The sequence below is a fragment of the Streptomyces sp. NPDC028331 genome, assembly GCF_055565775.1.
Genome location: NZ_JBVHTR010000015.1, coordinates 169,008 through 190,646 on the forward strand (window position 1 = coordinate 169,008; position 21,639 = coordinate 190,646).

At 71.8% G+C, this 21,639-nt stretch carries 19 protein-coding genes; 14 read left to right on the forward strand and 5 right to left on the reverse strand.

Annotated features, from left to right (window positions below; all coding sequences use genetic code 11):
* Positions 1-50: 50 nt before the first annotated feature.
* From tkt to ACZ4SW_RS22845, 8 genes are all read left to right on the forward strand, one after another.
* The gene (tkt, locus tag ACZ4SW_RS22810; RefSeq protein WP_468247562.1) at positions 51-2,126 is read left to right on the forward strand and encodes a transketolase; all 2,076 of its coding nucleotides are present in this window, start codon (positions 51-53) and stop codon (positions 2,124-2,126) included.
* A 19-nt stretch (positions 2,127-2,145) separates the two neighbouring features.
* Positions 2,146-3,291 carry a transaldolase gene (gene tal / locus ACZ4SW_RS22815; RefSeq protein WP_468247567.1) on the forward strand — a complete coding sequence of 382 codons (1,146 nt, stop codon included), beginning with the start codon at positions 2,146-2,148 and terminating at the stop codon, positions 3,289-3,291.
* The gene (gene zwf, locus ACZ4SW_RS22820; protein ID WP_468247571.1) at positions 3,288-4,901 is read left to right on the forward strand and encodes a glucose-6-phosphate dehydrogenase; all 1,614 of its coding nucleotides are present in this window, start codon (positions 3,288-3,290) and stop codon (positions 4,899-4,901) included. Before tal ends, zwf begins: the two co-directional genes overlap by 4 nt.
* Positions 4,898-5,839, forward strand: a complete 942-nt coding sequence (opcA, locus tag ACZ4SW_RS22825; RefSeq protein WP_468247577.1) for a glucose-6-phosphate dehydrogenase assembly protein OpcA — start codon at positions 4,898-4,900, stop codon at positions 5,837-5,839. The genes zwf and opcA overlap by 4 nt, the downstream gene beginning before the upstream one ends.
* Positions 5,832-7,481 (forward strand): glucose-6-phosphate isomerase, encoded by a 1,650-nt coding sequence (gene pgi / locus ACZ4SW_RS22830; protein WP_468247581.1) that lies wholly within the window; start codon positions 5,832-5,834, stop codon positions 7,479-7,481. Before opcA ends, pgi begins: the two co-directional genes overlap by 8 nt.
* A gap of 15 nt (positions 7,482-7,496) precedes the next feature.
* On the forward strand, positions 7,497-8,378 hold the full coding sequence (gene gnd, locus ACZ4SW_RS22835; protein WP_468247792.1) for a phosphogluconate dehydrogenase (NAD(+)-dependent, decarboxylating): 882 nt from the start codon (positions 7,497-7,499) through the stop codon (positions 8,376-8,378).
* Positions 8,379-8,384: 6 nt separating this feature from the next.
* Positions 8,385-9,011 (forward strand): histidine phosphatase family protein, encoded by a 627-nt coding sequence (locus tag ACZ4SW_RS22840; protein ID WP_468247586.1) that lies wholly within the window; start codon positions 8,385-8,387, stop codon positions 9,009-9,011.
* A 66-nt stretch (positions 9,012-9,077) separates the two neighbouring features.
* Positions 9,078-9,533, forward strand: a complete 456-nt coding sequence (locus ACZ4SW_RS22845; RefSeq protein ID WP_468247589.1) for a tellurite resistance TerB family protein — start codon at positions 9,078-9,080, stop codon at positions 9,531-9,533.
* A gap of 40 nt (positions 9,534-9,573) precedes the next feature.
* Here ACZ4SW_RS22845 and ACZ4SW_RS22850 read toward each other — a convergent pair whose 3' ends face one another.
* Both ACZ4SW_RS22850 and ACZ4SW_RS22855 read right to left on the reverse strand, forming a co-directional pair.
* Entirely contained in the window at positions 9,574-11,364 is a 1,791-nt protein-coding gene (locus ACZ4SW_RS22850) for a TIM barrel protein (protein WP_468247593.1), read from the reverse strand.
* 13 nt (positions 11,365-11,377) lie between these two features.
* Positions 11,378-12,253, reverse strand: a complete 876-nt coding sequence (locus tag ACZ4SW_RS22855) for a shikimate dehydrogenase (RefSeq protein WP_468247599.1) — start codon at positions 12,251-12,253, stop codon at positions 11,378-11,380.
* 157 nt (positions 12,254-12,410) lie between these two features.
* Between ACZ4SW_RS22855 and ACZ4SW_RS22860 the strand changes: the two genes are divergently transcribed.
* From ACZ4SW_RS22860 to ACZ4SW_RS22870, 3 genes are all read left to right on the forward strand, one after another.
* The gene (locus ACZ4SW_RS22860) at positions 12,411-13,076 is read left to right on the forward strand and encodes a TetR/AcrR family transcriptional regulator (RefSeq protein WP_468247607.1); all 666 of its coding nucleotides are present in this window, start codon (positions 12,411-12,413) and stop codon (positions 13,074-13,076) included.
* 172 nt (positions 13,077-13,248) lie between these two features.
* On the forward strand, positions 13,249-14,604 hold the full coding sequence (locus tag ACZ4SW_RS22865; protein WP_468247612.1) for an MFS transporter: 1,356 nt from the start codon (positions 13,249-13,251) through the stop codon (positions 14,602-14,604).
* A gap of 346 nt (positions 14,605-14,950) precedes the next feature.
* Positions 14,951-16,168: a glycosyltransferase family 4 protein gene (locus ACZ4SW_RS22870; RefSeq protein ID WP_468247617.1), complete on the forward strand. Its 1,218-nt coding sequence runs from the start codon at positions 14,951-14,953 to the stop codon at positions 16,166-16,168.
* Between the two features lie 7 nt (positions 16,169-16,175).
* Here ACZ4SW_RS22870 and ACZ4SW_RS22875 read toward each other — a convergent pair whose 3' ends face one another.
* A complete protein-coding gene (locus tag ACZ4SW_RS22875) occupies positions 16,176-16,586 on the reverse strand; it encodes a VOC family protein (protein WP_468247624.1) in 411 nt (136 codons plus the stop codon).
* Between the two features lie 275 nt (positions 16,587-16,861).
* Here ACZ4SW_RS22875 and ACZ4SW_RS22880 point away from each other — a divergent pair, with 275 nt between their 5' ends.
* Complete coding sequence (locus ACZ4SW_RS22880) at positions 16,862-18,013, forward strand: PP2C family protein-serine/threonine phosphatase (RefSeq protein ID WP_468247630.1); 1,152 nt, start codon at positions 16,862-16,864, stop codon at positions 18,011-18,013.
* A 24-nt stretch (positions 18,014-18,037) separates the two neighbouring features.
* Here the strand turns inward: ACZ4SW_RS22880 and ACZ4SW_RS22885 are convergent, their stop codons facing one another.
* The gene (locus ACZ4SW_RS22885; RefSeq protein WP_468247634.1) at positions 18,038-18,640 is read right to left on the reverse strand and encodes a TetR/AcrR family transcriptional regulator; all 603 of its coding nucleotides are present in this window, start codon (positions 18,638-18,640) and stop codon (positions 18,038-18,040) included.
* Between the two features lie 103 nt (positions 18,641-18,743).
* Between ACZ4SW_RS22885 and ACZ4SW_RS22890 the strand changes: the two genes are divergently transcribed.
* Entirely contained in the window at positions 18,744-19,628 is an 885-nt protein-coding gene (locus tag ACZ4SW_RS22890) for an NAD(P)-dependent oxidoreductase (protein WP_468247640.1), read from the forward strand.
* Here the strand turns inward: ACZ4SW_RS22890 and ACZ4SW_RS22895 are convergent.
* Positions 19,625-20,074, reverse strand: a complete 450-nt coding sequence (locus ACZ4SW_RS22895; protein ID WP_468247646.1) for a PPOX class F420-dependent oxidoreductase — start codon at positions 20,072-20,074, stop codon at positions 19,625-19,627. The two genes, ACZ4SW_RS22890 and ACZ4SW_RS22895, sit on opposite strands and share 4 nt — an antisense overlap.
* Before the next feature lie 312 nt (positions 20,075-20,386).
* Here ACZ4SW_RS22895 and ACZ4SW_RS22900 point away from each other — a divergent pair, with 312 nt between their 5' ends.
* Complete coding sequence (locus tag ACZ4SW_RS22900) at positions 20,387-21,631, forward strand: serine hydrolase domain-containing protein (protein WP_468247654.1); 1,245 nt, start codon at positions 20,387-20,389, stop codon at positions 21,629-21,631.
* The last annotated feature ends 8 nt before the right edge of the window (positions 21,632-21,639 follow it).

A 21,639-nucleotide genomic window follows, 5' to 3' on the forward strand; every position in this document is an offset into this window, starting at 1 on the left:
TTTGAACGCGTTCCACCAGTGATTCCGCATCCAGTGAGGACTTCTTGAAGATGAGTGCGCAGAGCACCGACCGATTCGAATGGACCGAGCTCGACCGGCGTGCCGTCGACACCGCCCGCGTCCTGGCCGCCGACGCCGTGCAGAAGGTCGGCAACGGCCACCCGGGCACCGCGATGAGCCTGGCCCCGGCCGCGTACACGATCTTTCAGAAGGTGATGCGCCACGATCCGGCGGATCCGGAGTGGACGGGTCGCGACCGCTTCGTCCTCTCCCCCGGCCACACCTCGCTGACCCTCTACACGCAGCTCTTCCTGTCCGGCTACGAACTGGAGCTGGACGACCTCAAGGCGTTCCGCACGCACGGTTCGAAGACGCCCGGGCACCCGGAGTACGGGCACACGGCCGGTGTGGAGACCACCACCGGCCCGCTCGGCCAGGGTGTCGCGAACGCGGTGGGCATGGCGATGGCCGCCCGCTACGAGCGCGGCCTGTTCGACCCGGACGCCCCCGCGGGCGAGTCCCCCTTCGACCACACGATCTGGGCGATCGTCTCCGACGGCGACCTGCAGGAGGGCGTCTCCGCCGAGGCCTCCTCGATGGCCGGCCACCAGAAGCTGGGCAACCTCGTCTTCCTCTACGACGACAACCACATCTCCATCGAGGGCGACACCGCGACCGCGTTCTCCGAGGACGTGCTGAAGCGCTACGAGGCCTACGGCTGGCACACCCAGCGCATCGAGCCCACCGAGAGCGGCGACATCGACGTGCACGCGCTGTACGCGGCGCTCAAGGCGGCGCAGGCCGAGACGGAGCGCCCCTCGATCATCGCCATGCGCACGATCATCGCCTGGCCGGCTCCGAACGCGCAGAACACCGAGGCCGCCCACGGCTCCGCGCTCGGCGCGGACGAGGTCGCCGCCACCAAGCGCGTCCTCGGCTTCGATCCCGAGAAGTCCTTCGAGGTGGCCCCCGACGTCCTCGCCCACACCCGCCGGGCCCTGGACCGGGGCGCCGAGGCGCACGCCGCCTGGGACAAGCGCATCGCCGAGTGGCGCGGCGCCCAGCCCGAGCGCGCGAAGCTGTACGACCGGGTCGTGGCCGGTCAGCTCCCGGACGGCTGGGAGGAGGCGCTCCCGGCGTTCGAGGAGGGCGCGTCCGTCGCCACCCGTGCCGCCTCCGGCAAGGTGCTCCAGGCGCTGGGCGCGGTGATCCCCGAGCTGTGGGGCGGCTCCGCCGACCTCGCCGGGTCGAACAACACGACCATCGACAAGACCTCGTCCTTCCTGCCGAAGGGCAACCCGTTGCCGGAGGCGGACCCGTACGGCCGCACGATCCACTTCGGCATCCGCGAGTTCTCCATGGCCGCGGAGATGAACGGCATCGCCCTGCACGGCAACACCCGTATCTACGGCGGCACGTTCCTGGTGTTCTCCGACTACATGCGCAACGCCGTGCGCATGTCCGCGCTGATGCAGCTTCCGGTGACGTATGTGTGGACGCACGACTCCATCGGTCTCGGTGAGGACGGCCCCACCCACCAGCCGGTCGAACACCTCGCGGCGCTGCGGGCGATTCCCGGTCTGAACGTCGTCCGCCCGGCCGACGCCAACGAGACCGCGATCGCCTGGGCCGAGATCCTCAAGCGGCACTCCACCAGCCCGGCCCCGCACGGCCTCGCGCTCACCCGCCAGGGCGTGCCGACGTACGCCCCGAACCCCGACGCGGCCAAGGGCGGTTACGTCCTGAAGGAGTCCTCCACCGGGACGCCGGACGTCATCCTGATCGCCACCGGTTCCGAGGTGCAGCTCGCCGTCGCCGCGCGGGAGCGGCTGGAGGCCGAGGGCGTGGGCACCCGGGTGGTGTCGATGCCGTCCGTGGAGTGGTTCGAGGAGCAGCCCGCCGAGTACCGCGAGCGCGTGCTGCCGCCGTCCGTGAAGGCCCGTGTGGCGGTCGAGGCCGGTATCGGCCTGACCTGGTACCGGTACGTCGGCGACGCAGGGCGCATCGTGTCCCTGGAGCACTTCGGCGCCTCCGCCGACGCGGGGACCCTGTTCGCCGAGTTCGGCTTCACCCCCGAGAACGTGGCCGCCGCCGCCAGGGAATCTCTTACCGCCGCCCGCGGTTGATCCGATCGCCAGAAGGAAGATGATCACAGTGACCGAAGCAACCGCAGCAGCGGAGCCGTTGAAGCGCCTGTCCGAGGCGGGCGTGTCGATCTGGCTGGACGACCTGTCCCGCAAGCGGATCGCGTCCGGCAACCTCGCCGAACTCATCGAGACCCGGCACGTGGTGGGCGTCACCACCAACCCGTCCATCTTCCAGGCCGCCATCGGCTCCGGAGAGGGTTACGAGGACCAGCTCGCCGACCTGGCCGTGCGGGGCGTGACGGTCGCGGAGGCCGTCCGCATGATGACCACGGCCGACGTCCGGGCCGCCGCCGACATCCTGCGGCCGGTGTACGACACGACGGACGGCCGGGACGGCCGGGTCTCGATCGAGGTCGACCCGCGGCTGGCCCACAACACGGCGGCGACCATCGCCGAGGCCAGGCAGCTCGCCTGGCTCGTCGACCGCCCCAACGTGATGATCAAGATCCCGGCGACCGAGGCGGGCCTGCCGGCCATCACCGAGGTCATCGGCCAGGGCATCAGCGTCAACGTGACGCTGATCTTCTCCCTGGAGCGCTACCGCCAGGTGATGGACGCCTACCTCGCGGGCCTGGAGAAGGCCCGGGCGGCCGGGCTCGACCTGTCCGCCATCCACTCCGTCGCCTCCTTCTTCGTCTCCCGCGTCGACACCGAGATCGACAAGCGCCTGGCGAAGCTCGGCACGGACGAGGCGCTGGCCCTGAAGGGCCGGGCTGCGCTCGCGAACGCGCGCCTCGCGTACGAGGCGTACGAGAAGGCGTTCGCCTCCGAGCGGTGGAGCGCGCTGGAGAACGCGGGCGCCAACAGGCAGCGCCCCCTGTGGGCCTCCACCGGTGTGAAGGACCCGGCGTACAAGGACACCCTGTACGTCGACGAACTGGTCGCGCCGGGCACGGTCAACACCATGCCGGAGGGCACCCTGAAGGCCACCGCCGACCACGGCGACATCCAGGGCGACACGGTGACCGGCGGCTATGAGCAGGCCCGCGCCGACCTCGCGGCCGTGGAGCGTCTCGGGATCTCCTACGACGAGATCGTCAAGCAGCTCGAGGACGAGGGCGTCGCGAAGTTCGAGACGGCCTGGCAGGACCTGCTGGACGCCGTGACGAAGTCCCTGAACAGCAAGGGAGTTGACGCGGAATGAGCGACGGGAACATGGCACAGGGCGCGGCTCCGGCCGACAGCACGCTGGTCCTGGAAGCCGCACTCACCCCTCCGGACAGCGGTTCGCCCGCGTGGGACAACCCGCTGCGCGACGCCCGGGACCGCCGTCTGCCCCGTATCGCGGGGCCGTCGGGGCTCGTCATCTTCGGTGTCACCGGCGACCTGTCCCGCAAGAAGCTGATGCCGGCGGTCTACGACCTGGCCAACCGCGGTCTGCTGCCGCCGGGCTTCTCCCTCGTCGGGTTCGCCCGGCGCGACTGGGCCGACCAGGACTTCGCGCAGGTGGTGCACGACGCGGTGCGCGAGCACGCCCGTACGCCGTTCCGTGAGGAGGTGTGGCAGCAGCTCGCCGAGGGCATGCGGTTCATCCCCGGTGACTTCGACGACGACACCGCGTTCAAGCAGCTCAAGTCCGCCGTGGACGAGTTGGACGCCTCCCGGGGCACCAGCGGCAACTACGCGTTCTATCTCTCGGTGCCGCCGAAGTTCTTCCCGAAGGTCGTCAAGCAGCTCAAGAAGCACGGCCTCGCCGACGCTCCGGAGGGATCCTGGCGGCGCGCGGTCATCGAGAAGCCGTTCGGCCGCGACCTGGCGAGCGCCCGGGAGCTGAACCGGATCGTGCACGAGGTGTTCGAGCCGGACCAGGTGTTCCGCATCGACCACTACCTGGGCAAGGAGACCGTCCAGAACATCCTGGCGCTGCGCTTCGCCAACCAGATGTACGAGCCGATCTGGAACCGGTCCTTCGTGGACCACGTGCAGATCACCATGGCCGAGGACATCGGCATCGGCGGCCGGGCGGGCTACTACGACGGCATCGGCGCCGCCCGGGACGTCATCCAGAACCACCTGCTCCAGCTCATGGCCCTCACGGCCATGGAGGAGCCCATAGCCTTCGACGCGGAGTCGCTGGTCACCGAGAAGCTGAAGGTCCTGAAGTCGGTGAAGCTGCCGGCGGACCTCGGTGGGCACACCGTGCGCGGCCAGTACGCGGCCGCCTGGCAGGGCGGCGAGAAGGTGCGCGGCTACCTCCAGGAGGAGGGCATCGACCCCTCGTCCACCACGGACACCTACGCGGCGATCAAGCTGGAGGTCGACAACCGCCGCTGGGCGGGCGTGCCGTTCTACCTCAGGACGGGCAAGCGCCTGGGCCGCCGGGTCACCGAGATCGCGGTGGTGTTCCAGCGGGCGCCCCACTCCCCGTTCGACACCACGGCCACCGAGGAGCTGGGCCAGAACGCGATCGTCATCCGGGTGCAGCCCGATGAGGGGATGACCGTTCGCTTCGGTTCCAAGGTGCCGGGTACCTCGATGGAGATCCGGGACGTCTCGATGGACTTCGCGTACGGCGAGTCGTTCACCGAGTCCAGCCCGGAGGCGTACGAACGGCTGATCCTGGACGTACTGCTCGGCGACGCCAACCTCTTCCCCCGTACGGAGGAGGTGGAGGAGTCCTGGAGGATCCTCGACCCGATCGAGGAGTACTGGGCGACGCACGGCAAGCCCGCGCAGTACGCCTCGGGCAGCTGGGGTCCCGAGGAAGCCGACGAGATGCTCGCACGAGACGGACGGAGCTGGCGCAGGCCATGAAGATCGACCTGACCGACACCACGGCAAGCAAGATCAACAAGGCGCTGGTGCAGGGCCGCCGCGCCCTCGGCACCCCCGCGGTGGGCATGGTTCTGACCATGGTCATCGTGACCGACGAGGAGAACGCCTACGACTCGATGAAGGCGGCCGAGGACGCCTCGCACGAGCACCCCTCGCGGACCCTGGTGGTCATCAAGCGGCAGGCCCGCACCCCGCGCGACCGCACCCGGTCGCACCTGGACGCCGAGGTCCGGGTGGGCGCCGACGCCGGCACCGGCGAGACGGTCGTGCTGCGGCTGTACGGGGAGGTGTCCGACCACGCCGACTCGGTGGTCCTGCCGCTGCTGCTGCCCGACGCGCCCGTCGTCGTGTGGTGGCCGGTGGACGCGCCGGACAACCCGGCCAAGGACCCGCTGGGCGCCCTCGCACAGCGCCGCATCACCGACCTGTACGCCGTCGAGGACCCGCTGCGCGTGCTGCGGGCCCGGGTCTCCTCCTACGCGCCGGGCGACACCGACCTGGCCTGGACGCGGCTGACGCCGTGGCGGTCGATGCTGGCCGCCGCGCTCGACCAGGCCCGGACGAAGGTCATCTCCGCGGCCGTGGAGGCCGAGGCGGAGAACCCGGCCGCCGAGCTGCTGGCCCGCTGGCTGGAGGCCCGCCTGAAGGTGACCGTCGACCGGGTCGTCACCGCCGGGCCGGTCGTCACGGCCGTCCGGCTGGGCACCGACAAGGGCGAGATCGTCATCGACCGTCCCGAGGGCCCGCTGGCCACACTCACCCTGCCGGGCCAGCCCTCGCGCACCCTGGCGCTGAAGGTGCGCCCGACCTCCGAACTGATCGCCGAGGAGCTGCGCCGCCTCGACGCGGACGAGATGTACGCCATCGCCCTGCGCGGCGAGGGCTCGGACACCGAGGAGGCCGGCGCTCATGTCTGACCGCCCGAGGCTCGACCGCCGCCCGGAGTGGACGGCCCTGGAGGACCACCGTGCCCAGTGGCACGCGCATCTGCGGGAGTTGTTCGACCAGGACCCGGGGCGCGCGGAACGCTATGTCGTGCGCGCCGGTGATCTGCGCATCGACTACTCCAAGCACCTGGTCACCGACGAGACCCTGGCCCTGCTCCAGGAACTTGCCACCGCCACCGACGTGTTCGGGCTGCGCGACGCCATGTTCCGCGGCGAGAAGATCAACGTCACCGAGCGCCGGGCCGTGCTGCACACCGCGCTGCGCGCGCCGCGCGACGCGGTGATCGAGGTCGACGGCGAGAACGTGGTGCCCAAGGTCCACGCGGTGCTCGACAAGATGACCGACTTCGCGAACCGGGTCCGCTCGGGTGAGTGGACCGGCCACACCGGCAAGCGGATCAGGAACGTCGTCAACATCGGCATCGGCGGCTCCGACCTGGGCCCGGCGATGGCCTACGAGGCGTTGCGCGCCTACACGGCACGGGACTTGACGTTCCGGTTCGTGTCGAACGTGGACGGTGCCGACCTGCACGAGGCCACCCGTGACCTGGACGCGGCCGAGACGCTGTTCATCGTCGCCTCCAAGACGTTCACCACGATCGAGACGATCACGAACGCGACGTCCGCCCGCTCCTGGCTGCTCGACGCGTTCGAGGGCGACGAGAAGGCCGTGGCCAAGCACTTCGTGGCCCTGTCCACGAACGCGGAGAAGGTCACCGAGTTCGGTATCGACCCGGACAACATGTTCGAGTTCTGGGACTGGGTCGGCGGCCGGTACTCGTACGACTCGGCGATCGGGCTGTCACTGATGATCGCGATCGGCCCGGAGCGGTTCCGGGAGATGCTGGACGGCTTCCGCATCGTCGACGAGCACTTCCGCAACGCACCGGCCGAGGCCAACGCGCCGCTCATCCTGGGCCTGCTGGGCGTCTGGTACGGCGACTTCTTCGACGCCCAGTCGCACGCGGTGCTGCCGTACTCGCACTACCTGTCGAAGTTCACCGCCTACCTGCAGCAACTGGACATGGAGTCCAACGGCAAGTCGGTGGACCGCGACGGGCACCCGGTGCAGTGGCAGACCGGTCCGGTCGTGTGGGGCACGCCGGGCACCAACGGGCAGCACGCCTACTACCAGCTCCTCCACCAGGGCACCAAGCTGATCCCGGCCGACCTGATCGGCTTCGCGAACCCGGTCGCCGAGCTGAGCGACGAGCTCAAGGCACAGCACGACCTGCTGATGGCCAACCTGTTCGCGCAGGGGCAGGCGCTCGCCTTCGGCAAGACGGAGGAGGAGGTGCGCGCGGAGGGCGTGCCCGAGGAGCAGGTGCCGCACCGCACCTTCAAGGGCAACCACCCCACCACCACGATCCTGGCCACCGAGCTGAACCCGTCGGTCCTCGGCCAGTTGATCGCCCTCTACGAGCACAAGGTGTTCGTCCAGGGCGCGATCTGGAACATCGACTCCTTCGACCAGTGGGGCGTCGAACTCGGCAAGGTGCTCGCCAAGCGCGTCGAGCCCGCCCTCAGCGAAGGCGCCGACGTCCCGGGACTCGACCCGTCCACCGCCGCCCTCGTGGCCGCCTACCGCACGCTCAAGAACGATCGGAAGTGAACTGACATGGAATCGATGCAGTTGGGCCTCATCGGTCTCGGCAAGATGGGCGGCAACATGCGCGAGCGGATCCGCCGCGCGGGCCACACCGTCGTCGGCTACGACCGCAACCCCGAGGTCTCCGACGTCAAGAGCCTGAGCGAACTCGTCGAGAAGCTCGAAGCACCGCGCCTGGTCTGGGTGATGGTCCCGGCCGGCGCCCCCACCCAGTCCGTCATCGACGAACTCGCCTCCCTGCTCTCCCCCGGCGACGTCGTGGTGGACGGCGGCAACTCCCGCTGGACGGACGACGAGAAGCACGCCACGGAACTCGGCATCAAGGGCATCGGCTTCGTCGACGCCGGTGTCTCCGGCGGTGTGTGGGGCCTGCAGAACGGCTACGCGCTGATGGTCGGCGGCGACAAGGAGCACGTCGACCGGCTCCAGCCGATCTTCGACGCGCTCAAGCCGGAGGGGCCGTACGGCTACGTCCACGCGGGCAGGGTCGGCGCCGGGCACTTCTCCAAGATGGTCCACAACGGCATCGAGTACGCCATGATGCAGGCGTACGCCGAGGGCTGGGAGCTGCTGGAGAAGGTCAAGTCGGTGGACAACGTCCGCGAGGTCTTCCGCTCCTGGCAGGAGGGCACCGTGATCCGCTCCTGGCTGCTCGACCTCGCGGTCAACGCGCTGGACGAGGACGAGCACCTGGACAAGCTGCGCGGCTACGCCGAGGACTCCGGCGAGGGCCGCTGGACCGTCGAGGCCGCCATCGACAACGCCGTGCCGCTCCCGGCGATCACGGCGTCGCTGTTCGCCCGCTTCGCCTCGCGGCAGGACGACTCCCCCCAGATGAAGATGATCGCCGCACTGCGCAACCAGTTCGGCGGCCACGCGGTCGAGTCCGCGAAGGAGTAACGAGCCGTGGGCGACCTCCTGCTGGTCCGCCACGGCGAAACCGAGTGGAGCGTCACGGGACAGCACACCAGCTTCACCGACCTCCCGCTCACCCAGCGGGGCGAGGAACAGGCCAAGTCCCTCGCCCCGCTGCTCGCCGGACGCACCTTCGCTCGCATCCTCACCAGCCCCCTCGGACGTGCGATACGCACCGCCGAACTCGCCGGACTCTCCGGCGCCGTCCTTGACCCGGATCTGCACGAGTGGGACTACGGCGGCTACGAGGGCATCACCACCGCCGAGATCCACCGCACCCGCCCCGACTGGTACCTGTGGACCGACGGGGTGGCACCGGGCCCGCCCGGGCACCCGGGCGAGTCGCCGGACGCGGTCGGGGCCCGCGCCGACCGGGTCCTGGCCCGGATCGCGCCCGCCCTCGCCGAGGGCGATGTGATCCTCGTGGCCCACGCCCACTTCCTGCGCGTCCTCACCGCGCGGCACCTCGGGCTCACGGCCGCCGAGGGGCGGCTGTTCCAGCTCGCCACGGGCACGCTCAGCCGGCTCTCCACCGAGCACGGCCGACCCGTGATCGCGGAATGGAACACGGCCGGAACTTCCGCGACTCCCCGTCAGTTCTCCTCCGGGTTGCTGTAGAGATCTTTCAGGGACGAGGGCCCGCCCGCCGGGGGCGGGCCCTCCTCCACGACGTAGGGAGTCCACATGGCTCTGTGGGACCGCATCAAGGAATCCGCCTCGACGATGCAGACGCAGCTCGTGGCGAAGAAGAACGACCTGAAGAGCGGCGCGTTCCGCGACGCGAGCATGGCGATGTGCGCGCTCGTCGCGGCGGCCGACGGGACCGTCGATCCGTCCGAGCGGCAGCGCGTGGCGCAGCTCATCGCCACGAACGAGGTGCTGCAGAACTTCCCGGCCGACGATCTGCGCCGCCGCTTCGCGGACAACCTGAACAAGCTGACCACCGACTTCGACTTCGGCAAGGTCAGCGTGTTGCAGGAGATCGGCAAGGCGAAGAAGAAGCCGGCCGAGGCGCGGGCCGTGATCCAGATCGGCATCGTCATCGGCGGCGCCGACGGCGACTTCGACAAGGACGAGCAGGCGGTGGTCCGGGAGGCGTGCTTCGCGCTCGACCTGCCCCCGCACGAGTTCGACCTGTAAGGGCCTTCGGCGCTCTGAGCCCTGGCGCGTCCCCTTTGCGTCAGCGCACCGGTCGGCCCGCGTGCTGTGCCGCCAGCCGCACCGGTGCGTTGCGGGCGCCGTACCCCTGGTACCCGCCCTCCCGCTGGACCAGTTCGAAGAAGACGCGGCCGACGGTATGCGTGTAACAGTGCAGGAAGACGCCGTCCGCGTCGCGGTCGTGCAGGATGCCCAGCTCCCGATACGTCTCCAGCTCCCCGTCCGCGAACTCGTACCGGGCGGCCAGGTCGTCGTAGTAGTTCGCGGGCACCTCCAGGAGCCTGCCGCCCGCCGCGCGGAAGCGGCGGGCCGCCGCGACCACGTCCCCGGTGGCGAGCGCGATGTGCTGGGCGCGGGCGGCGTCGCCGGTCGGGGCGGGCCCGATGCTCAGCGCGATGCGCACAGTGCCGTCGGCGTTGGCGACGGCCCGGCTGCGGTGCAGTCCGTAGGGGTCGGCGACGTCGACGCTCTCCTGGGCTGCCAGCCCGAGCACACCGCGGTGGAAGAGGGCCGCCTCGTCGAACTGGTGCCAGGGCTGGGTGAGGGCGAGATGGTCGACGCGGTCCACGCCGGGCGCCGGGGCCTCGTGCGGGACGTCCTCGAAGTCGCCCCGCCAGTCGGGCGGTTCCGGTCGCCCGGTGGCGCAGAAGAACAGCTCCGTGCCGTCGGGCGCGGACACCGCCTCCAGTGGCGCGTCCTGCGGTGCGCGGCGGCGCGGCAGGACCGGGGCGAGCAGTGCCTCGGCGCGCCGGGCGGCTCCTTGCGGATCCGGGGACTCCAGGCCGATGGCGGCGAGGGCGGTCCCGTCGCGGCGTGCGGCCGGGCCGGTGTTGACCAGGACGCGGGCCGCGCCCTGCTCCCACAGGTCCACGGGTTTCGTACGGTGCCGGGCCGTGCGGGCGAAGCCGAGCGCGCGCAGGACCGCGGAGACCGGATCGACGTCCGGGGTGACGAGTTCCGCGAAGGCGACACCGGTCGGCACCACGGGCGGGGGCGGGGCCGCCAGTCCGGTGGCCTCCTCAAGGACGAGCAGCGAGCGGCGGGCGTCCACGGCCGTGGGGGCGGCCTCGGCCTGCCGGAAGACGTCGTTGAACACCTCGAGGGACAGCGGTCCCGCGTAGCCGGCACGTATCACGTGGGTCAGGAGCCCGGCGAGGTCGAAACCGCCCTGGCCGGGGAAGCAGCGGTAGTGGCGGCTCCACTGCAGGACGTCCATCGCCATCGGCGGGGCGTCGGCCAGTTGCAGGAAGAAGATCTTCTCGCCGGGGATGTCCTCGATGCCCTTGGGGTCGCTGCCCCGGGCGAGGATGTGGAAGCTGTCCAGGCAGACGCCGAGCGACGGGTGGTCCGCGGCCTCGACGATGCGCCACGCGTGGTCGTACGTGCTCACGTGCCGGCCCCAGGCCAGCGCCTCGTAGGCGACGCGGATCCCGAACTCCCGGGCGAGGTCGGCGAGTCGGCGCAGATGCCAGGCGGCGAGCGCGTCGTCGTCCTCCGCGAGCGGGGAGACGCTGGAGCAGACCAGCACCGTGTCCGCGCCGAGCCGGTTCATCAGCTCGAACTTGTGCCGGGCGCGGCGCAGATTGCGCTCGAACTCCTCCGCCGGGACCGCCTCGATGTCCCGCATCGGCTGGTAGAGGTCGATGGTGAGGCCGAGGTCGGCGCAGCGGGCCCGGACCTCCTCGGGGCTCAGGGGGCTGGCGAGCAGGTCGTTCTCGAAGATCTCGACGCCGTCGAACCCGGCCCGGGCCGCGGCGGTGAGCTTCTCGGTGAGGGATCCGCCGATGGAGACGGTGGCGATGGAGGTACGCACCAGGAGTCCTTCCCTACTGACGGGCGGCCGCGGTCCCGGCCAGTTCGGCGATGTCCGCGAGCATGCGCGTGGTGTCGGGTTCCCTGCCCGTGAACAGGCGGAACGCGTCCGCGGCCTGGAAGACGGCCATGCCGCCGCCGTCGAGCGTGGCGCAGCCCAGCGCGCGGGCGGTGCGCAGCAGTTCGGTCTCCAGCGGGCGGTAGACCACTTCGGCGACCCACAGCCCGGAGTGCAGCGACCGGGCAGGCAGGGGCAGTCCGGGGTGGGCGGCCATACCGGTGGGGGTGGCGTGCACGAGGCCGTCGGCGCCCGGCAGGACCGTCGACAGGGCTTCGGGGGCGGCGGCTGCCGCACGCTCGGGGCCGAAGTGCCGGCCCAGTGCGGCGGCGAGGTCCGCGGCACGCTCGGGCAGGGCGTCGACGACGGTGACATGCCCGGCGCCGAGCGTCAGCAGGGCGTGCGCCACGGCCGCGCCCGCGCCACCCGCCCCGAGCTGCACCACCCGCTCCAGCGGGGCGTCGGGCAGTCCGCGGGCGAAGGAGGCGGCGAAACCGGTCACGTCCGTGTTGTGGCCGACGGTCCGGCCGCCCTCGAAGACGACGGTGTTGACCGCGCCGAGCGCCTTGGCCTGCGGGGAGAGCGCGTCGAGGTGCGGGATGACGAGCTGCTTGCACGGGTGGGTGATGTTGAGCCCGTCGAAGCCCAGGTCGCGGGCGGCCCGGACGAGATCGCCCACGGTTTCCGGACCGGCTCCGAGCCGGTCGAGGTCGATCAGCCGGTACAGGTAGCGCAGGCCCTTCCGGTCGGCCTCCCGCTCGTGCAGGGCCGGGCTGAGCGAGGGACCGATGCCCGCACCGATGAGACCGACGAGATACGAGTCCTGGGGCACCGCGGTCCTCCTGACAGCAATGTACGAACTAGTACGTTAGTCATAGCAGCAGTGCCCGGGCGGCGGAAGACCTCCGGGGAACGGAACGCTTCCGGGCTTCTACAATCGCGGGCACGCGAACGAGCCCGCGTGCTCGCCCCTCGTCCGAAGGAAGCCGATGACCAGCGTCGACGAACCGGCACGACCGAACGGCCGCATCCGCGACGCCGCCCGCACCAAGGCCGAGATCCTCGACGTGGCCACCCAGGAGTTCGCGCGCGCCGGGTACGACGGGGCCCGCGTCGACGAGATCGCCGCCCGCACCCGCACCACCAAGCGGATGATCTACTACTACTTCGGCGGCAAGGAGCAGTTGTTCACGGCCGTGCTGGAGCGGGCGTACGGGGTGATCCGCCAGGCCGAGCAGGAGTTGGACGTCGAGCATCTGGACCCGGTCGCGGCCATCCGCCGGCTCGCCGAGGTCACCTTCGACCACCACGAGCAGCACCCCGACTTCATCCGCCTGGTCAGCATCGAGAACATCCACGGCGCCGAGCACATCGCCGCCTCCGAGGAACTGGGCACGATCGGCTCGCCGGCCCTGGAGGTGACCGGCCGCATCCTGGCGGCGGGCAGGGAGTCCGGGCTGTTCACGGCCGATGTCGACGCCGTCGACCTGCATGCGCTGATCAGCTCGTTCTGCTTCTTCCGGGTCGCCAACCGGCACACTTTTGGCGCCCTGTTCGGCCGGGACCTGGTCGCCGCCGACCAGCGCGAGCACTACCGCCGGATGCTCGGGGACATGGTGATCGCGTACCTGACGGCGGACCGCGCGGAGGACTGAACGCCGCGCGCACGGCGCGGCACGACTCTTGACACCGGGGAAACGCAGGCGCAACATCCCACGCACCGCTACTAACTATCCAGTGGGTTAATTAGCCGTATCCGGCGCCTCTCCCCGCCCCTCGCCCTCTCCCCCCGTGCGTCTACGGTGGAGTCCCCCGAAGGAGCCCGTCGTGTCCGTCCCCGTCCCGCCCGACGCCGCCGCCCCGCCCGGCCAGCCGAAGCAGGCCGCGGCGGCCGCCTGGATCGGCAGCGCCCTGGAGTACTACGACTTCTTCATCTACGGCAGTGCGGCCGCGCTCATCTTCCCGAAGGTCTTCTTCGACGCCTCCGACCCGGCCACCGCGACCCTGCTGTCCCTGGCCACCTTCGGTGTCGCGTACGCGGCCCGTCCCGTCGGCGCGCTGTTCCTCGGCCACTTCGGCGACCGGGTCGGACGTAAGAGGATCATGGTGTTCACGCTGGTCCTGATGGGCATCGCGACGTTCCTCATCGGCTGTCTGCCGACCCGCGCGCAGGTCGGCGGCCTCGCCCCCGTGCTGCTGGTGCTGTGCCGCGTGCTCCAGGGAGTCTCGGCGGCCGGCGAGCAGGCCGGCGCCAGTTCCCTGAGCCTGGAGCACGCGCCGCCGCACCGGCGCGGCTTCTTCACCAGTTTCACCCTCAGCGGCACCCAGGGCGGCCAGCTCATCGCCACGCTCGTCTTCCTGCCGGTGGCCGCGCTCCCGGAGAGGGAACTGCTGTCCTGGGGCTGGCGCGTGCCGTTCTGGCTGAGCGTCGCGGTCGCCGTCGTCGGGTACGTCATCCGCCGCAGGCTCGCGGAGACGCCTGTCTTCGCGCGGCAGGCCGGTGGCGAGGGCGTGGCCCGGCTGCCGCTGGCGGTGCTGGTGCGGGAGCACTGGGCGGATGTGCTGCGGGTGATCGCGGGGGCCCTCGTCGCATCGGTCAGCACGATCTTCACGGTGTGGGCGCTGGCGTACGCGACCAGCGACGCGGTGGGCATGCCGCGCTCGTCCATGCTGTGGGTGGGCGCGCTCGCCAACCTCGTCGCGCTGGCCGCGATCCCGCTGTGGGCGGCGCTCTCCGACCGCATCGGGCGCCGCCCGGTGTATCTGATCGGCGCCGTCGGCAGCGCGGTGACGATGTTCCTGTACCTGTGGGCGATCTCGACCGGTTCCTACCCGCTGACCCTGCTGCTGGGCATCGTCGCCTTCGGTGTCGTCTACAGCGCCGCGAACGGTGTGTGGCCCTCCTTCTACGGTGAGATGTTCTCGACCCGGGTCCGCATGTCCGGCATGGCGATCGGCACGCAGATCGGTTTCGCGGTCGCCGGGTTCGCGGTGACGTTCGCCGCCGAGATCGCCGGGCCGGACGGCACCGACTGGTCGTCGGTGGCCCTGTTCACCGCGGCCCTGTGCGTCCCGCCGGTCGTGGCGGCGCTCACCGCCCGCGAGACGCACACGGTACCCACCGAACGGCTCGGCGAACGCCCGGCGGACGCGGCCGCGAACCGCGAGACGGTCACCGCCTGAGGTGCCCTCACCCCGAGTCCCCGACCGCGCCCGGCGGTTCGGGGACTCGGAGGCTGCGCCTCGCCCCTCACGACGAGCGCCCGCGCACACGCGGCACCCCCGCGCCCGCACCGGCCCGGACCGACCACCGCGCACGCCCGCCGTCCGAGTGGCCCGCTACCCGTGTGACCCGCCGGTCACCCGGGCGCCCTAGCCTGACGGCATGCCGCGCCGTGCGTCCCGTCGCCCCGTCCGCGCCCTCACGCTGGGCGCCTCCCTCCTCGCCGGACGGGCGCGCCCGTCCGGGCCGCCGGCCGAACCGTCCCCCGCGCCCGTGCCGGCGCCGGCCGGGCGTCCCATCCGGCCCGTGCCCGGACGTGTGCTGCACCTGGTCACCACCGGGCTGCCGCACCGGCGGACGGGCTACACCCTGCGCACCCAGGCGCTCGCCCGGGCGCAGTCGGAGGCGGGGCTCGATCCGCACGTGGTGACGCGCATCGGGTTCCCGGTCACCCACGGCGTGTTCGACGCGGGGACGCTGGACCTGCTGGGCGGGGTGCCGCAGCACCGGCTCCTGCCCCGCTGGCTGCCCCACGGCCGAGAGCCGCTCCTCGCGCGCCACGCCGAACTCGCCGCGCGGCTCGTCGAACGGCTGCGGCCGGCGGTGCTGCACGCGGCGAGTGACCACGGCAACGGCCGCGTGGCGCTCGCCCTGCGCGAGACGTACGGGCTCCCCGTGGTCTACGAGGTGCGCGCCCACCCGGAGGAGCCCTGGCCGGCGCCGGCCCCGGAGCGGTCCGGCGACGACGGACCGTGCCTCGCCCGCGGCGTGACGGAGACGTACTGCCTGCGTGAGGCCGACGCCGTGCTGGCGCCGAGCGAGGCGATGAAGGCCGAGATCGTCGCACGCGGGGTGCCCGAGGAGCGGGTGCGCGTCGCGCCGGACGCCGTCGATCCCGTCTTCCTCCAGCCCCTGCCCGACGGCGGCGTTCTGCGTGCCCGCCTCGGCATCGGCCCGGACGAACGCGTCGTCGGGGCGATCGGCGGCCTCACCCGCCGCGCGGGCCTGGACACGCTGCTGGAAGCCGGAGCCGAACTGTGTCGCCGGGGCGTCCCGCTGCGGCTGCTGCTGGTAGGCGACGGCCCCGAGCGCCGGTCGCTTCAGGCGCTGGCCGCGCGGTTGGGACTGGACGACGGGACGGCGCTGTTCACCGGCCGGGTACCGCACGACCGGGTGCGCGCGCATCACGCCGTGCTGGACGTGTTCGCGATGCCGCGCGCCGACGAGCCCGGCCGCTGTCCGGTGGCCCCCCTGGCGCTGGTCGAGGCGATGGCGAGCGGTCTTCCCGTGGCGGCCAGTGATCTCACCGCGCTCGGGGAACTGGTCGAGTCGGGTGTGAACGGGCAACTCGTGGTGCCGGGTTCCCCGCTCGCCTGGGCGGACGCGCTCGAAGTGCTGCTCCGCGCTCCGAAGGGACGGCAGGACCTGGGAGCCGCCGCACGGGCGTTCGTCGCTCGGGACCGCACCTGGTCGCAGGTCGCCGCCACGACCCGCGCGACGTATCAGGCGCTCGGCTGCCTGTGAGCCGGGCCTACGCGTTGGACCAGCCCCGCCGGCACAGCACCAGCCGGTAGCCGTCCGGGTCCTCGACGGTGACACCCCACTCGTTCCAGTACGGGTTGGGCGAGAGCACCCGCTTGCCGCCGTGCTGCTCCAGCCGGGCGACCAGGTCGTCCGGTACGGGCTCGTCGAGGTAGAGGACGAGGAGGTCCTCCTCGGTGGGGCGGGGCTCGACCGGCCGGGCGGCCTCGTGGACGAGTTCGAGGTGCCAGGAGGCCTCCGGCCAGCCGAGCATCAGCAGATCGTGCTCGCCCGGTTCCGCACCGCCCTCGGCGCGGTACAGCACGGACAGCCCGAGGCCCGCGACCCAGAACCGTTCGGCCGCGGCCAGGTCCCGGGAGGGACGGGCGATGCGGAGGTGGCTGTGACCGTCGACGGGCATGGGGCTCTCCTCAAGGACTCACGGACCGGCGGGCGCGCGCACGCGGGGGCGCACGGAATGCTGCCGCCAGCCTAGGAAGGCGGTGATCAAGGGGCCATCGGCCGTACGTCCTGCGTCCGAGGACCTAGTGCGCCGACAGGCTGTTCGACGCCCGGCATACAGCGCACCTCCGATCTGTTCACAAAGGTGAGGGATGTGCCGGTCGACCCCCTCCCCCGCGCGGCCGTCTCCCGCGCACCGCGGCCACTCACCGGGCCGGCACGATCGGAGCAGGAATGAGCGTTGCGACCACCACGACATCCGTGACCAGGGTCCTCAAGGTCTGGAGCCGGGCGGCGCTGCACCCGCTCTTCCTGGTCGTCCCCCTGGCCCTGATCGTCTCCATCCCGGCGGCCGACGCGTTCCTGCCTCCGGACATCCACCTCGCCCATCTCCTGGTCGTCGCCACGGCGGTGACCGCCATGGGCGCGGGCCCGCGCCCCACGGCTCTGATCGGCGGCCTCGCGATACTCGCGCTGATCGCCGCGGGGGCGGAGCGGCGGACCCTGGGCACAGAGAGTGTGCTGGTCGAACTCGCTTCGCTCACCGTGCTCTCCGCCCTGCTGTTCGCCTTCACCATCCTGCGGGACCGGCACCAACGGGAACTGAGCAGAGCGCGCACCGTCTCCGACACCGCACAGCGGGTCGTCCTGCGCCCGCTCCCCCGGCGGGCCGGGCCGGTGTCCCTCGCCGCGGAGTACCACAGCGCCGAGGCCGACACCTACATAGGCGGCGACCTGTACGCCGCGGCCCGTACCTCCGACTCCACCCGACTGATCATGGGCGACGTCCGGGGCAAGGGCCTCGCCTCGATCAGCGACACGGCGATCGTGCTGGGTGCCTTCCGCGCCGCGGCCCATCGGCGGATCCCGCTGACGGAGCTGGTCGCCTACCTCGAGGACGCCGTCCGCTGGGGCCTCGCGGAGTTCTCGGAATGCGAGCCCGACGCAGCCGAACGTTTCGTGACCGCCGTGGTGCTCGACATCCCGGACGACGAGCCGGTGGTGCACATGATCAGTTGCGGCCATCCGCCGCCCCTGCTGCTGCGCCGGGCGACCGGGACCGTCACCGCGCTCCAGGTGAGCGAACCCGCCCCGCCGCTCGGCCTCGGCGCCATGTCCGACGACACGTACACGGCGGCGACCTTCCCCTTCCACGAGGGGGACAGGATCCTGCTCTACACCGACGGCGTGACCGAGACCCGCGACGGCGCGGGCACCTTCTACCCGCTCGCCGAACGCCTCGCGAGGTGGGTCGACCACGCCCCCGGGCCGCTCCTGAAGCAGATCACCGCCGACCTGCGGGCCTATGCGGGCGGTCTGCTGGACGACGACATGGCCATGATGATCGCCCAGCGCGGCCAGGCACCGGCGGCCGCCCGAGCGTAGTCGGGATGGGCCGGCGCCCCCGGACTAACCGGAGGCGCCCTGGGCCACGCTCGCGTCGAGCAGCGGTCCGAGTTCGCGCACCACGGTCGTCAGGGCCCGGTCGTCCCGTTCGGCGCGGGCGATCAGCAGGGCCCCCTCCAGGGCACTGATCATGAGCGTGGCGAGGGATTCCGCCCGGGCCGCCGGGACACCCATGTCCGTCAGCGCGTCGGCGACCGGGCGCGTCCAGCGGGTGAACGCCGCCGCGGCCGCCGCGCGCGTGGAGTCGGTGGACTGCGCGCAGTCCACGGCCGCCGCGGCCACCGGGCAGCCGCCCTCGAAGCCGGTCCTGGCGTATTCCTCCGTCCACTGCCGGACCATCGCGGCGAACAGCCCGCTCGGGGTCGGCTCGGACATCGACGCGAGGAAGCGGGCGACCCGCTTGGCGGCGTACCGGCCGGCCCAGTCCACCGCCTCGTTGACGAGCTGTTCCTTGCCGCCGGGGAAGTAGTGCTGGAGGGAGCCGCGCGGGGCCCGCGCGTGCGCGGCGACGTCGCGCATGCCCGTCGCGGTGACGCCGTCGCGCCGGATCAGCTGGGCCGCGCTGAAGACCATCCGCTCACGTGGCCCGCGCTCGGACACCGCCATCGTGACCTCCCCGGCTCGACACTTCGGCACCACCCTATGACCGGTGTCATAAGGCCCGCTACTATGACCGCTGTCATAGTGGCGCGCACGGAGGGCGGTCCCCATGGACGTCGGCTTCATCGGACTCGGGGTCATGGGTCAGCCGATGGCACTCCGGCTGGCCCGGGCCGGCACCCCGCTCGTGGTGTGGAACCGAACGGCCACCCGCACCCAGCCGCTGCGCGCGACAGGCGCCGAGGTGGCGGCGGATCCCGGGGAGGTGTTCGCACGGACGGACGTCGTGATCCTCATGCTGGCCGACGACCTGGCGATCGACTCCACCCTGGGCCGCGGCACCCCGGACTTCGCGGCGCGCGTCACCGGACGCATCGTGGTCCACATGGGCACGACCTCGCCCGCATACTCGCGCGCTCTCGATGGGGACGTGCGGGCGGCGGGCGGGCGCTATGTCGAGGCGCCGGTCTCCGGATCCCGGGTGCCCGCGGAGAACGGGCAACTGGTGGCGATGCTGGCCGGGGACGAGTCGGCCGTGGAGGTCGTACGGCCGCTGCTGGCCCCCTTGTGCCGGGAGACGTTCGTCTGCGGTGCCGCGCCGAACGCCCTGCTGATGAAGCTCTCGGTCAACCTGTTCCTGATCACGCTGGTGACGGGTCTGTCGGAGGCGTACCACTTCGCGGACCGGAACGGCCTGGACCGGCGGCTCTTCCTGGACGTCCTGGACGCGGGGCCCATGGCCAGCGGGGTGTCCCGTATGAAGGCGCCGAAGCTGTACGCCCGCGACTTCGCGGTGCAGGCGGCGGCCCACGACGTGCTGAAGAACAACCGGCTGATCGCCGAGGCCGCCCGCAAGGCGGGGGTCGCCTCCCCGCTGCTCGACGTCTGCCACGCCCTGTTCGAGGAGACCGTGACGCTGGGCTACGGCCACGAGGACATGGTGGCCGTCCTGCGCGCGATCGAGTCCCGCACTCAGGACGGCCCCCAGGGTTAGCCCCGGTTCGCGCCCTTCGGGATGCCGTACGCGCGCTCGGCGCGCAGGCGCAGGACCAGGCGGCGGTCCTGGACCATGGCGGCGCGGTACTCCTCCCAGTCGGGGTGCTCGCCCAGGACGTCGCGGTAGAGCCGGATGAGCTCCTCCACCGTCTCGTCGTACGGGTCCTTCGCGACGGGCGAGAGTTCGGCGGTGCCCTCGACGACCGTGTACGCACGCCGGTCGGGGCTCGTGACGTGGTACGAGACCCTGGGATCCCGGCGCATGTTGCGGGTCTTCGCGCGGTCGTCGGTGATCGAGACCCGGATGATCCGCTCGTCGGGGTCGTAGGCGTGGCTGACGTTCGAAAGCTGGGGCCGGCCGTCCCGCTTGAGGGTGACGAGCACGCCACCGCGGTCTTCGGAGAGCAGCGCGAGCAGCGCGTTCTGTGTCGCGTCCTGAGTCATACCCGGGTCAACTCGCTGCGGCGAGCGCGGCATTCCCGCGCAGGTCCCGCCGTGATGGTCCTCGCGCTCGGCGTTCTCCCGCTCTCCCGGCCGGCCGAGGCTTCCGCGGGGGTGCGGGCGGGAATGGGGTTCCTGCTGGTGGGTGCGGGTTCCGGCAGTGGCCGGCCGTCCCTGCCGGGCGTGGCGCTCGCGCCGCGCCCGCCTGGCCGGTCCGGAACCCGGGCACGGCCGCGCAGGGATCGGCCCCTGTTCCGTATCGAATCATGAAAGGTTTGGTCCCGGGACCGCACCGGAAGAGACCGGAGGAGAACGATGCGACACCTGCGGCAGGAGGTCGAGCCGGAGGAGGTCGGCCTCGACGGGAAGGCGCTGGCCCGCCTGGACCGGCACTTCGCGCACCAGGTCGACGACGGCCGGCTGCCCGGCTATCTGGTGGCCGTCGCCCGGCACGGCCGCATAGCCCACCTCACCACGTACGGACACCGCGACATCGCCGAGCGGCTTCCGGTCGAGACCGACACGCTGTGGCGGATGTACTCGATGACCAAGCCGGTCACGTCCGTCGCCGCGTTGATCCTCATGGAGGAGGGCCGTTTCGGGCTGGACACGCCCGTCGCCGACTTCCTGCCGGCGTTCGCCGAGCCGCGGGTGTACGTGGACGGCTCCGGCCCGGCCGTGCGGACCCGCCCCGCGGAGCGGCCCATCCTGGTCCGCCATCTGCTCACGCACACGGCGGGCCTGACGTTCGGCTTCTACCACTCCCACCCCGTGGACGCGCTGTACCGGGAGGCGGGCATCGACTCGTCGGTGGTGCCCGGCACGGACCTCGCTCAGACCTGCGAGGCGTACGCGCGGCTGCCGCTGCAGTTCGAGCCGGGCACGCAGTGGAACTATTCGGTGGCGACCAACGTCCTGGGCCGGCTCGTCGAGGTCGCCTCGGGCCAGGACCTGGACGCCTTCCTCGCCGAACGGGTGTTCAGACCCTTGGGCATGGACGACGCGGGCCTGCACGTCGACGAGTCCCAGGCTCCGCGCCTCGCCGAGCTGTACGGCGAGACGGAGAGCGGCGGCATCACCCCGGTCCCGGGCCTGCCGGTGCACGAGCGGCCCCGCCTTCTCTCGGGGAGCGGCGGCATGGTGGCGTCGGCGTACGACTACCACCGCTTCATGGAGTTCCTGCGCCGCCGCGGCGAACTCGACGGCACCCGGCTGCTGTCCGCCGACACGGTCGCCGCGATGACCTCGAACCACCTCCCGGGCGGCGCCGATCTGCGGTCCTACGGCAGCCGGGTGCACCGCGAGCCCGGCAAGGCGGGCCTCGGTTTCGGCCTGGGCGTCTCCGTCGTCACCGACCCCGAAGTCACCCGGTCTCCGGCGGTGCGGGGCGCGTTCGGCTGGAGCGGGGTGGCCACCACCACCTTCTGGGTGGACCCGTACCACGACCTGACGGTCCAGTTCCTCACCCAGCTCCGGCCCACCGGCTCGCACACGGTGTACCCCGAACTGAAGCGGCTCGTGCACGGGGCCCTGCCGCGACGCGTCACGTCCGCGGCCTGAACTCCCGC

Bases quoted from the DNA above. Each gene is read 5' to 3' on its own strand.
- tkt (WP_468247562.1), top strand. From the start codon at position 51: ATGAGTGCGCAGAGCACCGACCGATTCGAATGGACCGAGCTCGACCGG.
- tal (WP_468247567.1), top strand. From the start codon at position 2,146: ATGATCACAGTGACCGAAGCAACCGCAGCAGCGGAGCCGTTGAAGCGC.
- zwf (WP_468247571.1), top strand. From the start codon at position 3,288: ATGAGCGACGGGAACATGGCACAGGGCGCGGCTCCGGCCGACAGCACG.
- opcA (WP_468247577.1), top strand. From the start codon at position 4,898: ATGAAGATCGACCTGACCGACACCACGGCAAGCAAGATCAACAAGGCG.
- pgi (WP_468247581.1), top strand. From the start codon at position 5,832: ATGTCTGACCGCCCGAGGCTCGACCGCCGCCCGGAGTGGACGGCCCTG.
- gnd (WP_468247792.1), top strand. From the start codon at position 7,497: ATGCAGTTGGGCCTCATCGGTCTCGGCAAGATGGGCGGCAACATGCGC.
- ACZ4SW_RS22845 (WP_468247589.1), top strand. From the start codon at position 9,078: ATGGCTCTGTGGGACCGCATCAAGGAATCCGCCTCGACGATGCAGACG.
- ACZ4SW_RS22860 (WP_468247607.1), top strand. From the start codon at position 12,411: ATGACCAGCGTCGACGAACCGGCACGACCGAACGGCCGCATCCGCGAC.
- ACZ4SW_RS22875 (WP_468247624.1), bottom strand. From the start codon at position 16,586: ATGCCCGTCGACGGTCACAGCCACCTCCGCATCGCCCGTCCCTCCCGG.
- ACZ4SW_RS22880 (WP_468247630.1), top strand. From the start codon at position 16,862: ATGAGCGTTGCGACCACCACGACATCCGTGACCAGGGTCCTCAAGGTC.
- ACZ4SW_RS22885 (WP_468247634.1), bottom strand. From the start codon at position 18,640: ATGGCGGTGTCCGAGCGCGGGCCACGTGAGCGGATGGTCTTCAGCGCG.
- ACZ4SW_RS22890 (WP_468247640.1), top strand. From the start codon at position 18,744: ATGGACGTCGGCTTCATCGGACTCGGGGTCATGGGTCAGCCGATGGCA.
- ACZ4SW_RS22895 (WP_468247646.1), bottom strand. From the start codon at position 20,074: ATGACTCAGGACGCGACACAGAACGCGCTGCTCGCGCTGCTCTCCGAA.
- ACZ4SW_RS22900 (WP_468247654.1), top strand. From the start codon at position 20,387: ATGCGACACCTGCGGCAGGAGGTCGAGCCGGAGGAGGTCGGCCTCGAC.